The organism is Streptomyces sp. AK010, assembly GCF_014207295.1.
Lineage (GTDB): Bacteria > Actinomycetota > Actinomycetes > Streptomycetales > Streptomycetaceae > Streptomyces > Streptomyces massasporeus.
Genome location: NZ_JACHCX010000001.1, coordinates 241,561 through 253,661 on the forward strand (window position 1 = coordinate 241,561; position 12,101 = coordinate 253,661).

The following is a 12,101-nucleotide window of genomic DNA, read 5'->3' on the forward strand; positions in this document are numbered from 1 at the left end:
AAGGGGGGTGGTCATCCGGCGGATGCGCTCCCGTCCTGCCGGGTGGTGGTCGTGCGGTGGTCGGAACGGGACCCGGGCGTCGGCCTGTTCGAGGGGGACAGCTCCGAGGGGAGCGCCTCGAGGTGGACCGGGCGGACGGGCATCGGGTCCCTGTGGGTGGAGCCCGTGGCTGCCGGGTCCGTGTGGGCGGAGTCCGTGGCTGCCGGGTCCGTGTGGGTGGAGCCCGTGGCTGCCGGGTCCGTGTGGGCGGAGTCCATGTGGGCGGAGTCCACGTAGGAGGAGTCCGTGTGGGCGGAGTCCACGTAGGAGGAGGCCATGTGGGCGGAGTCCACGTAGGAGGAGGCCATGTGGGCGGGCGCCGTGTGCGCGGACGCCGTGTGCGCGGACGCCGTGTGCGCGGACGCCGTGTGCGCGGACCCCGTGTCCCCCCACTCCGTGTTGCCGGCCTCCATGCTCTGCTGGGCCTCCGCGAGACTGATGCCGCGCTGGAAGGCCGCCATCAGACCGGGGTCGTGGCCCACGAGGTACTCGGGGTCCTGGCGTGGCGTCGGGCCGTCTCGCAGCTGGGGCACGATGTGCTCCTGGGCGCGGCGACGGGGCAGTTGGGGCTTTCCCATGGTGCCGCGGACGGTGCCGCTGCGTGGAGTGGGCGGCTCGGTGACGTTCTCGGCGAGGCTCCGCCGGCCGTCGGGACTGATACCGGGCCGTGCCTCGGCCGGGGTGGGACGCTCCCGGCGGGCCCCGCGCATGGGCAGGGGCGCGGGCCTCCCGTCCCGTGCGCTCCCGCCCTGGGCCGGTTCGGCCTCCTGCTCGTACCCTCGGGGCGCGGTGGAAGAGGGGGACGCGGTGGGTGCGGTGAGCGGAATAGAGGGCCCTGCTCCGGGCACGGGCAGCGGCACGGACGAGACTCCGACCTCACCGCCGTCGACGACCGGGGCCAGCCCCCTGGACGCGCCACCGCCACAGGCACCGGCACCGGCACCGGCACCGGCACCGGCACCGGCACCGGCGGCAACCTGCCCGTTCTGCCCGGCCTGCCTGCCCGGGGCGGCCGGACCGCTCCGACCTGCCTGCCCGTCCGGCCGCCCCGGCAGCGCCGGACCATCCGCACCGGGGGCACCTGCCGCCGGCTGCCCCGCTCCCCTGGGCGTTCCCGCGCCCGCCTCGGCTCCGAGAAGCGCCTGCGGTACGACGAGCACCGCCTGCACTCCGCCGTAGATGTTGGTCTGGAGACGGACGGTGATGCCGTGCCGCCGGGCGAGCTGGGAGACGACGAACAGGCCGATGCGGCCGTCCGCGAGGAGCCGGGCGACGTTCACCTGGTCGGGGTCGGCGAGCAGCGCGTTCATCCGCGTCTGCTCCTCCAGGGGCATGCCGAGCCCGCGGTCCTCGACCTCGACGGCGAGCCCGGAGGTGACGAGGTTCGCGCGCAGCAGGACCTGGGTGTGCGGGGCGGAGAACACCGTGGCGTTCTCGACGAGTTCGGCCAGGAGGTGGATGACGTCGGCGACGGCGTGGCCGCGCAGCTGCCCGTCGATCGGCGGCACGAGCTTGACCCGCGAGTACTGCTCGACCTCGGCGATGGCCGAGCGCAGCATCTCGGTCATGGAGACCGGGTTGCTCCACTGGCGGCGGGAGACGGCGCCGCCGAGCACGGCGAGGTTCTCGGCGTGGCGGCGGATGCGGGTGGCGAGGTGGTCGACGTGGAAGAGCCCCTTGAGCAGGTCGGGGTCCTCCATCTCGTTCTCCAGCTCGTCGAGGATGGAGATCTCGCGGTGCACGAGGGACTGCAGGCGCCGGGCGAGGTTGACGAAGACCTCGAGCTTCTGTTCGCTGCCGGCCTGGCTGGAGAGCTGGGAGGCCTGTACGACGGCGGTGACGGCGCCGTCGTGCGCGCGGGACAGGTCGGCGGCGAGGAGGTCGAAGTCGTCGCCGTCCTCGGCGGGACCCGCGTGGCGGCTCTGCGGGGCGAGCTGTGGCGGGCCGTCGCCGCGCCGGAGCGCCTCGACGAGGGTGCGCAGGTCGGCCTCGCGCCGTGCGGTGCCGCGGCGCAGGACGCTGATGCGGTCGTGCACGGACCGGGCGGCCCGGTTGGCCGCGACCGCGGCGACGGCGATGCCGACGAGAGCCACGAAGACCGCGCCGCCGAGCACGGCCCACAGGGTGAGGCCCGGCCGCGTTCCGGTGGACCGGACGGTGAAGAGGACGGCGGCGCAGCCGCTGAGGGTGACGGCGACGGGGGGCAGCACCGCGAGACGCAGCAGCCGGGGCCGTATGTGGGTCTCGGGCAGCGCGGGTGCGGTACGGAGGGCGGGCCGCCCGTGCCGCCCGCCCTCACGGCGGTCTGCGCGTGTGGCCGGGGAGCGGAGGTGAGACATCGGTGTCCTCGTGCTGGTCCGTCGGGCCGGGGTGCCAGGGGGGCTTGCGGGGGTGCGGCCGGGTTCGCGCGGCCGCTTGCGCGCGCCCCGGGCCGTGCGCCCGGCCTCCCCCGGCTTCCGCACGCCACCGCCGACGCCGGCGCCACTGACGCCCCGGGGACCGGTGTGCCGCCCCGGGCCGGAGGCCCCTACGGCTCCCGCGCCGAACCGGGCCACGCCCTCGCCGAACCGGGCCACACCCTCGTCGGGCCGGGCCACACTCTGGCCGGGCCGGGGCGCACCTGCGCCACCGACGGAGGTTCCCGCGCCACCGACGGCAGTTCCCCTGCGGTCGACGATGGTGCCCGCGCGATCGTCGGCAGTGCCCGCGCGGCCGGCACCGGCACCCGTTTCCTCGGCCGCGCCCGTGCCGGCGTCGGTGGCGCGTGGGCAGCGGGGATCCCCGTCGCGTCGACTCCCTCGTCCGCCCTGCGCCTGCACGTGCCGGCCCCCGCTCCCTGATCCGCCTGCTTCCCGACGGCCACTGACAGTAGTCGCCAGCGCATCATGTGCGGTGGGCAGTTGACAAACTCATACGGTGAGCGTCCCGCTCTGGTATGAGGCCTCGCACGACAGACCGATAACACCTCGGCATATCCGACCAGGAACGCAAAGAGCCCGATACGACCTGGTCAGAAGCGGTCAGACGCAGACAGCGAGGGCCGGGGAGCCCCTCACTCCCCGGCCCTCGCCGTTCGTCCGCCGTGCGTCCCGGGTCAGCTCGCCGAGAGCGTCTCGGGGTCCTCGGTGCCCTTGCCGGCCCCGCGACCGCCGTCACTCACCGTGTCGGCCTGGGCCACGACTGCCGCGTCCGACGCGGTCCTGATGCCGGCTCCGGCGAGGGCCTCCCCCACCGCGCGACCGCCCCCCGGGGCGAGCGCCACCCCACGCCACCACGGCTCCGACGGGACCGTCTCGGCCGTGGGCTCGAAGGGCTCGCCGAGGCGGGGCAGGGCGACACCGGCACCCACCGCGCGAGCGGCCGCGAGCGCCCCCTCGCCGGGATCCGCCCACGGGTGGGTCGCCAGGTTGAAGGTGGCCCAGTGGATCGGCAGCATCGGACCGTGCTCCGGCCCGCCCTGGAGATCGAGGTGGGCGCGCATGCCCTCCTCGGGGGTCATGTGGATGTCGGGCCAGAAGTCGGAGTAAGCGCCGATCTGGATCATCGTCGCGTCGAACGGCCCGTGCTCGGCGCCGATCTCCTTGAAGCCGTCGAAGTAGCCGGTGTCACCGCTGTGGTAGATCCGGTGCTCGTCCCCGGCGACGACCCAGGAGGCCCACAGGGTGTGCTGGGTGTTGCGCAGCCCGCGGCCGCAGAAGTGCCGGGCCGGGGTGGCGGTCAGGGTGAGGCCGCCGACCTTGGTGGACTCGTGCCAGTCCAGCTCGCGCAACCGATCGGCGGAGACGCCCCAGTGCTCCAGGTGTGCGCCCACACCCAGGGGCACGGCGAACAGGGTGTCCGTGCCCGCTAGGGCCTTGATGGTGGGCATGTCCAGATGGTCGTAGTGATCGTGCGAGATCACCACGACGTCGACCGGGCCGAGCGCGGCGAGCGGCAGGGGGACAGGGTGCAGCCGCTTGGGCCCGGCGAAGGAGAAGGGGGAGCAGCGCTCGCCCCACACCGGGTCGAACAGGACGCGCCGGCCGTCGATCTCGGCGAGGACGCTGGAGTGCCCCATCCAGGTCAGCCGCAGGCCGGTGGCGGGGGGCCGGGCGATGTCGGCGAGGGTGGTGGAGTGCACCGGGACGGTGCCCTTCGGGGTGCGGCGGGGCCGGGTGTCCTTGTCGAAGAAGACCTTCGCGAAGTCCAGGGTCGAGCCCGAGGGCCGGGTCCGCGCGGGACCGCCGGGGTTCTGGAAGACCCCGTCCTTGAAATGGGGCGATCTGCGGATGCGCGCCATGCGCTCACCGCTCGGATCCGCGCCGAACGCCCGGGGCTGGAGCGCGCGGAGCCCGGAGCTCAGGGTACGGAAACCGGCCACGGTACCTCCAGGTGGAGTCGGTCAGGCTTTCCATTATGGTCGGCCCCTCCGGCAACACCGGATCACAGGGGTCCCACCGGAGGAGATACTGACCGGTGATTCAGTATCCCGGCGGCGAAGGAGCCCGTATGGCCCACCCCCTGCTGTCCCTGACCTGGACCGATCACCTCACGGGCCGGCAGGGCTTCCTGGTCGTCGACCGGCTGGTGCGCGGCGTCTCCAGCGGCGGTCTGCGGATGCGCGCGGGCTGCACCCTGGACGAGGTCGCGGGTCTCGCCCGCGGCATGACCGTGAAGGAGGCCCTGCACTACGACCCCGCGAACCGCTACGTCCCGCTCGGCGGCGCCAAGGGCGGCATCGACTGCGATCCCCGGGATCCGGAGGCGTACCCGCTGCTGGTGCGCTACCTGCGTGCGATGCGGCCGTACATCGAGAGCTGCTGGACGACGGGCGAGGACCTGGGACTCACCCAGGACCTGGTCGACCGGGCGGCGGCCGAGGCGGGGCTGGTCTCCTCGATCCAGGCCGTCTATCCGCTGCTGGACGACGAGGCCGAGGCCCGGCGGCGGCTGCGGGACGCGTTCGCGGTCGAGGTCGACGGCATCGGTCTGGACGAGCTGGTCGGCGGCTGCGGTGTGGCGGAGGCGGCCTTGGCCGCCCTGGACCTGGCCGGTGTCCCGTACACCGGGACGCGGGTCGCCCTCCAGGGGCTCGGCACCATGGGCGGGGCCACGGCGCGCTTCCTCACGCGCGCGGGGCTCACGGTCGTGGCCGTCGCCGATCTCAAGGGCACCATCGCCAACCCGGCGGGTCTCGACGTCGAGGCGCTGCTCACCGCGCGGGACGCCCACGGCACGGTGGACCGTTCCGCGCTGCGCCCAGGCGACCGCGAACTGCCGGGCGGCGCCTGGCTGTCGGCCGACGCGGACGTGCTGGTGCCGGCGGCCGTGTCGTACGCGATCGACACCGCGAACCAGGAGCGGATCACCGCCCGCTGGGTCGTGGAGGCCGCCAACATGCCCGTACGGCCGGAGGCGGAGCCGCTGCTGGCCGCGCGCGGGGTGACCGTGCTGCCGGACGTCGTGGTCAACTCGGGGACGAACGCCTGGTGGTGGTGGACGCTGTTCGGGGACATCGGTGCCGACGCCGAGGAGGCGTTCGCGTACACCCGCCGCTCGATGCGGACGCTGGTCGAGCGGATGCTGGACCGCGCACGGACCGACGGGACGACACCGCGCGCCGCCGCCCACGCCCTCGCGGCGGACCGGCTGCCGGTGATCGCGGAGCGGTTCGGCTGGTTCCGGTGAGGTGCCGGTCCTCCGCGACGGCGACCGTCGCGGGCCCCGCCGGGCAGGCCGAAACGCCCCGTCGAGGGGCCGCACGCGCGTGGGTAGGGTGACGGCGTGACGAGAGTCCGGTTGAGTGTGGCTCAGCGGCGCGGGGATCTGCTGCGGGCCGCCATCGAGCAGATCGAGGCGAGGGGCGTGGCGGCGGTCCGGATCGCCGACGTGGCCTCGGCGCTAGGCGTGAGCAACGCGTTGGTCCTCTATCACTTCTCGACCAAGGAGCAGTTGGTCGCCGCCGCGTTCCGGCACGCGGCGGAGGGCGACCTGGCGCATCTGCGCAAGCTGCTCGGCCGCCGTTCACCGGCGCTGCGCCGGCTGCGGTCGGCTGTGCGGTGGTACGCCCCCACCGGGCAGGCCAAGGGCTGGCGGCTGTGGATCGAGGGCTGGGCGGCGGCGCTGCGCGACCCCGTGCTGCGGGAGGTCGCCCAGGACCTCGACCGGCAGTGGAAGGCGGCGCTCGCCGAGGTCATCGCGGAGGGCGTGGCGGCAGGCGAGTTCCGCTGCCCGGACCCGGCCGGCACGGCCTTCCGGCTCACCGCCCTCCTCGACGGTCTCGCCGTGCAGCTGACGTCTTACGCCGGCGCGGTGCCGCGAGCGCGGGCGCAGGAGTGGGTGGAGGAGGCGCTGGCCCGCGAGTTGGGCCTGGCACAGGAGCGGCCGACGTCCTGATGACGGTCTCTCGACAACGACAACGACAACGACAGCGACAGCGGCCCCGCTGACGCCCGGCATCCCCGGCCCGCCCGGTCGGCGGCCCGAACCACGGGGCCGGGGCCTTCCGGGGCCGTCCGCCGTATCCGTACCTCCGCGTTGCCCGTGCCCGCCGTCGGCCCGCCCGGCACCCGCGGCCTGCGCGGCCCGCCCGGCCCGCCCCGGATACCCGGGCTTCTGCGCGTGCGGGCCGTGCCGGGATCCCACCCGGCACGGCCCGCACGCGCAGAAGCGGCTCTCACGCCACGGACGCGATCCACGTCCTGATGTCGTCCGGTGACAGCGCCCCCTTGGCCGTCACATGGTCGCCCGACGACTCCCCGCGCAGCCGGCGCCCGATCCACGGAACCAGGAACTCCCGCGCCCAGGCGACGTTGTCCCGCCGCATGTCGAGAGCGCCGCGCGGGGGCAGCGGGGGCCACGCCTGCTCGGGGTCGGCCGGTACGTCGAGGCCGAGCACCTGGCCCGCGCGGAGCGCCACGCGCGTGTGCCCCTCGGGCGACAGGTGCAACCGGTCGGCGTCCCAGGCCCTGCGGTCCTGCACGCTGCGCAGGGACCACAGGTCCAGGACCGGGCAGCCGTACCGGTCGGCGATGGCCCGGACGTGTCCGTTGTACGTGGCGATCTTGCCGCGCAGGTGCTTCAGCACGGGCACGCCACGGGTGTCGAACCCGGTCGTCACCATGACCGTGCCGGACACGGCGGCGAGCTGGGCCAGCGCCCGTTCGAAACGCTCGGCCACCTCGTCCGGGTCGGTGCCGGGCCGGATGATGTCGTTGCCCCCGGCACAGAACGAGACGAGGTCCGGGGCCATCTCCACGGCCCGCGGAACCTGGTCCGCCACGATCTGGTCGAGGAGCTTTCCGCGTACGGCGAGATTGGTGTACTGGAAGTCGCCCTCGGGCCTGCGGTCGGCGAGCAGGACGGCGAACCGGTCGGCCCAGCCGACGAACGCGCCGTCGGGGCCGGGATCACCGACGCCCTCGGTGAAGCTGTCCCCCAGCGCCACGTACGACCCGATCACTGCTCTGCTGTCACTCTTCGAATCGTCTGCCACAACCGCTCATGATTCACCTTCGAATGTGACCTACGCGACCGTAGGAAAGGGTTGACGGGCGGTGAGATAAGCCACTCCTAAAGTGTTCGCCAACTTCGGAATACACCGCTGGTCAGGGCTGTTTCGGGGTGAGCCGCCAGACCCGGAACCCGCTGATCCGGAAATGGCTCCAGACGGTCCGGAAGGCGAAGTGCCCACTCGTGTACGGCTGCGGGTCGGTGTGGTCGAAGACGAGCCGGCCGTTGTTCCACCACTGGACCGTGGAGCCGTCGGAGACGATCCTGACCCGGTTCGGCTCGCCCGGGACGAGCAGCGGCTCGGTGTAGTCGAAGACCAGGGGGCGGACACCGGGTTCGCCGACGTAACGGCGCAGCCGGGTCGTGGTGTTGTGGTTGGCGCCGTAGCCCGCGTAGTACGTCGTGAGGTGGTCGTACTCGTCGAGGGCCCCGCCGCGTGGGGTCGCGAAGAGGTCGTGCGGGGAGCGGACGTCGGTCGCGTTCCAGAAGTTGTTGAGGTCCGAGACCCGGTCGTTGACCCCGCCCTCGGAGACAGGGATCGCGGTGTACTCGAGCAGGTACGGCCCTTCGAGCCGCTGCCTGAACCAGACGGTCGCGCCGCTCGGTACGTCGATCTCCAGGGTGCCCCGGGAGGCGGTGACGGTGCCGCCGCCTTGGAGTTCGGTCGCCCATTGCCCGAGGCCGTGGCAGAAGTCGTCGTGGGCGATGAGGCTGCGCCGGCGGGTCGCGGCGTGCGCGGTGGCCGTGGGGGCGAGGGCCGCCAGGGCGGCTCCGGCGGCCAGGGCTCCGAACGCCCTGCGGGTGGTCGGCACGGTGACACAGCTCCTCGGGGTCGGCCGGGAAGGCTCGGGAAAGCGCTTGCACCCCGGCCGGATCACTCTGCCCCAACTGCCGCCGCCTGTCGATCCCTCGGGGTGACGGGCGGCCCTTCTCGGTGATAGGCGCCCGCACGCACCGAAGGCCGGACCCGGGGATCGGGGTCCGGCCTTCGGAGGCGTGTCAGGCAGGTGGTCGTGCGGTCGGTCAGCCGACGGAGACGCCGTGCGAGCGCAGGAAGGCGACCGGGTCGACGTCGGAACCGTAGTCCGGCGTGGTGCGGATCTCGAAGTGCAGGTGCGGTCCGGTCACGTTGCCGGTGGCGCCCGACAGGCCGACCTGCTGCCCGGCCGTCACAGTCTGGCCGGCCGAGACGGAGAGCTGGGACAGGTGGGCGTACTGGGCGTAGTGGCCGTCGTTCAGCTTGATGACGACCTGGTTGCCGTACGCGCCGCCCCAGCCGGCGGAGACGACCTCGCCCGCACCGACGGCCTTGAGGGAGGTGCCGGTCGGAACGACGAAGTCGACACCGGTGTGGTAGCCGCTGGACCACATGCTGCCGGACATGTGGTACGGGGTGCCGACGGTGGCACCGTCCACCGGGAGGGTGTAGCCGCTGGAGTTGCTCTCGGCCGCGGGCTTGGCGGCGGCCGGCTTGGCGGCGGTCTCCGCCTTCGGGGCCGACTCGACAGCGGACGACTTCTGGGCCGAGGCCTTCGGAGCCGCCGGGGCCGAGGCCTTCGGCGCGCTCGCGGCCTTCTTGCCGATCGACAGCTTCAGGCCCGGGTGGATCAGCGACGGGTCGGAGCCGACGGCGTCGCGGTTGTCCGAGTAGAGCTTCTTCCAGCCGCCGCTGACGTTCTGGTCGTCGGCGATCTTCGCGAGATAGTCGCCGGCCTTCACGGTGTACGTGCGGGCGCCGTTGGCCTTTTCTGCGGCCTTCTTCCCGGCGGCCGGAGCGGACTGGACGGTCTTTTCGGGAGCCGACTGCGGGGTGGCGGCGTGGGCGCCGGCGGCCCCCATGAGCGGCAGGGCGAGGGCGGCCCCGCCGGTTCCGGCGACGGCGATGGAGCGGGTGAAACGCTGGGTCTTGGGACGGCGGTGCTTACCGTTCGCGGGCATGGCGAATTCCTCTCCGGCGCCTGCGAGGTGAGCTGTCGGGTGCGAGCTGGAGATGCCCGGCCGCGCCGTGGCGCGACTTAACCCCAAGCCGTTCCGGGAACCGGAACAGGCGTCTTACCTGTGGGTCCCCCGCTCCTGCCGTACGTCGGGTCAGTGTGTGCGGACTCCGGGCGGCGGCAGGATTAGGCGTCCGTCCGGATTGGTGTGGAACGTAAGCGACCGAGACGCAATGGGACAAGCTCGCGGTTGCGCGCGACGGTGTTTCCCCCTGACGCGTCGGCACAAACGCCGTCACCGAGCGTGGATTACCGATCTCCGGCATTCCTCAAGGGGCCTGAATAACGCCAGAATTACGTGAACACGGCGACAACACATCGTCACGAATATGACGATGGTCACGCACCCCGACCTCATCTCCTTTACGATCGGGGCACGTTATCCCTTAGCGGCCCAAGCTCCCTATTCGGACAGAACGACTACTTCCGCTTAAGTCGGACGACCGCGGCATCCAAATCCCCGCGCAGACCGACGCGAAGTCCGTGATGCAGTAGTACGGCCCCTCGGTGAACTTCGCCCGTTTTGAGGCATTCGTACGAGGCTGACGGATCGAGGCCACGCAGCCGGAGCGCCGGCACGGGCTCGCCGTAGCGCTGCGCCTGGAGCCAGGCGAGGACGACGGCCTCGTCACCGAGGACGTACTGCACGGCACTGACCCCGCCCTCCGGGGGACGCAGCCGGTACAGGTCTCCGCGCTGTACCACGGACCGGATCTCCTTGTAGAGCGCCACCCACTCCCGCGCCTCGGCGAGCTCATCCTGTGTCCACCGCGTGAGGTCGCCGCCGACGCCGAGCACCCCGGCCATGGCGCTGACGAACCGGAACCGCAGGGAGCTGGCCCGCTGGTTGAGCATGGCGTTCGGGCTGTCGGTGACCCAGGCGGCCATGACCCGGGCCGGGTGGATCTGGCTGAAGCCGTGCTGGATGGCGAGCCGGTCCAGCGGGTCGGTGTTGTCCGAGGTCCACACCTGGTCCGTGCGGCTCAGCACGCCGAGGTCGATCCGGCCGCCGCCGCCCGAGCAGGACTCGAAGGCCACGCCCGGGTGGGCGGCCCGCAGCCGGTCCAGCAGGGCGTACAGGCCGTGCACGTGGTCGACCCACAGCCGCTGCGGGTAGGGGTCGTCCGGCCAGCCGGCGTCGGTGAAGCAGCGGTTGAAGTCCCACTTGACGTAGTCGACGGGAGCGCTGGAGAGAAGCCCGTCGAGCTGCTCCCAGAGGTACTCCCGGACGTCCTCGCGGGCGAGGTTGAGTACGAGCTGATTGCGGAATTCAGTCCGCTTTCGTCCTGGTTGGTACTGGACCCAGTCGGGGTGCGCGCGGTACAGGTCGCTGTCCGGGTTGACCATCTCGGGCTCGGCCCAGATCCCGAACTGCATGCCCAGGCCGTGCACATGGTCGGCGAGCGGCTGCAGCCCGCCCGGGAAGCGGTCGGGGTTGGGGGTCCAGTCGCCGAGTCCGGCCCGGTCGCTGGTGCGCGCCCCGAACCAGCCGTCGTCGACCACGAACAGCTCGACGCCCATGGCCGCGGCCCGCTCCGCGAGCGCCCGCTGCTGCTCCTCGGAGATGTCGAACTCCGTGGCCTCCCAGGAGTTGAACAGCACCGGCCGGTCCCGCTCGGCGTCCGGGACGACGTGCGCCCGCTGGTAGGCGTGCCAGGCGCGGCTGGCCCCGCCGAATCCGCCGTCGCTCCAGAGCCCGGCGAAGACGGGGGTCGTGTACGACTCCCCCGTGCCCAGCATCAGCAGGCCCGAGTCGTCGTGGCCGGCGCCGCCGGTGATCTGCACGCGCGCGTCCGGCAGCTGGGCCACGGCGATGCGCCACGACCCGGACCAGCCGAGGGCACAGCTGTAGACCTCGCCGTGCTCCTCGGCGGCGTCGGCGTCGAGGGCGACCCACGGCAGGTGCTGGTGCGAGGTGTGACCGCGGCGGCTGCCGATGACCTTCTCGCCGTGGGTGAGACCGGAGCGCGTCAGCCGGGACTCGGCGCCCCAGCGGCCGTGCAGCTGGGACAGCCGCCAGGCGTCGCGGTCGGGCAGGGTCCAGGTGGCGGAGTCGGCGCGCAGCAGTTCGAGGGCCGGCCCCCGGTTGGCCAGGGTCACCCACCGCTCGACGACATCCGACGAGGAGCGCATCCGGTAGTGCAGCGTGATGGCGAGGTCCCCGTCGCGGAACCGCAGGCGCAGCTCGCCGTCCTCGGTGTCGTGCCCCTCGAAGACCCACTCGGTGCCGCGCCGCCCGGCCGTGCGCACGGACAGTGCCGGGCGGACGAAACGGGGGCCGCCCTCGACCGGGTACTCCTCGCGTCCGTCGAGCGGGGACTCGAAGGGCCAGTAGTCCGGCAGCGGCCGGACGGCGAGGGCCTCGGCGTCGGCGAGGCCGATCCGGGGGCCCCAGTGCAGGTGCAGCAGTTCGTCCCGCTCGGTGACATGGACGGCGTAGCTGCTGGCCGGCCCGGAAAGTACCCACGTACGACCGTCTTCGGAGATGTCCGGCATCGCGCCCTCACAGATTCGAACAAGCCCGACCAGGTGCGACCAGGCGGCAACATCATCAAGGGCTGTGGGGGCTCGGGGCAA

General features: G+C 72.9%; 9 protein-coding genes and 1 riboswitch. Of the genes, 3 read left to right on the forward strand and 6 right to left on the reverse strand.

The window, feature by feature from the left end; genetic code table 11:
• Positions 1 to 11 precede the first annotated feature (11 nt).
• Positions 12 to 2,378 (reverse strand): sensor histidine kinase KdpD, encoded by a 2,367-nt coding sequence (locus tag HDC93_RS01165; RefSeq protein ID WP_185006248.1) that lies wholly within the window; start codon positions 2,376 to 2,378, stop codon positions 12 to 14.
• A gap of 165 nt (positions 2,379 to 2,543) precedes the next feature.
• Here HDC93_RS01165 and HDC93_RS01170 point away from each other — a divergent pair, with 165 nt between their 5' ends.
• Positions 2,544 to 2,879 carry a hypothetical protein gene (locus HDC93_RS01170; RefSeq protein WP_185006250.1) on the forward strand — a complete coding sequence of 112 codons (336 nt, stop codon included), beginning with the start codon at positions 2,544 to 2,546 and terminating at the stop codon, positions 2,877 to 2,879.
• 254 nt (positions 2,880 to 3,133) lie between these two features.
• On the opposite strand, the gene HDC93_RS01175 is transcribed toward HDC93_RS01170, so the two are convergent.
• On the reverse strand, positions 3,134 to 4,399 hold the full coding sequence (locus HDC93_RS01175) for an MBL fold metallo-hydrolase (protein WP_185006252.1): 1,266 nt from the start codon (positions 4,397 to 4,399) through the stop codon (positions 3,134 to 3,136).
• Positions 4,400 to 4,527: 128 nt separating this feature from the next.
• On the opposite strand from HDC93_RS01175, the gene HDC93_RS01180 reads away from it, so the two are divergent.
• Together HDC93_RS01180 and HDC93_RS01185 are read left to right on the forward strand one after the other, a co-directional pair.
• A complete protein-coding gene (locus tag HDC93_RS01180; RefSeq protein ID WP_185006254.1) occupies positions 4,528 to 5,706 on the forward strand; it encodes a Glu/Leu/Phe/Val dehydrogenase dimerization domain-containing protein in 1,179 nt (392 codons plus the stop codon).
• Positions 5,707 to 5,802: 96 nt separating this feature from the next.
• A complete protein-coding gene (locus tag HDC93_RS01185; protein ID WP_185006256.1) occupies positions 5,803 to 6,414 on the forward strand; it encodes a TetR/AcrR family transcriptional regulator in 612 nt (203 codons plus the stop codon).
• A 280-nt stretch (positions 6,415 to 6,694) separates the two neighbouring features.
• Here HDC93_RS01185 and HDC93_RS01190 read toward each other — a convergent pair whose 3' ends face one another.
• From HDC93_RS01190 to HDC93_RS01205, 4 genes are all read right to left on the reverse strand, one after another.
• Entirely contained in the window at positions 6,695 to 7,480 is a 786-nt protein-coding gene (locus HDC93_RS01190; protein ID WP_185006917.1) for an SGNH/GDSL hydrolase family protein, read from the reverse strand.
• 145 nt (positions 7,481 to 7,625) lie between these two features.
• Positions 7,626 to 8,342: a DUF6250 domain-containing protein gene (locus HDC93_RS01195; RefSeq protein WP_185006258.1), complete on the reverse strand. Its 717-nt coding sequence runs from the start codon at positions 8,340 to 8,342 to the stop codon at positions 7,626 to 7,628.
• A gap of 211 nt (positions 8,343 to 8,553) precedes the next feature.
• Positions 8,554 to 9,468, reverse strand: a complete 915-nt coding sequence (locus HDC93_RS01200) for a LysM peptidoglycan-binding domain-containing M23 family metallopeptidase (protein WP_185006260.1) — start codon at positions 9,466 to 9,468, stop codon at positions 8,554 to 8,556.
• Between the two features lie 4 nt (positions 9,469 to 9,472).
• Positions 9,473 to 9,634: riboswitch (cyclic di-AMP (ydaO/yuaA leader) on the reverse strand.
• Between the two features lie 310 nt (positions 9,635 to 9,944).
• A complete protein-coding gene (locus HDC93_RS01205) occupies positions 9,945 to 12,020 on the reverse strand; it encodes an alpha-galactosidase (RefSeq protein WP_185006262.1) in 2,076 nt (691 codons plus the stop codon).
• Positions 12,021 to 12,101 lie beyond the last annotated feature (81 nt).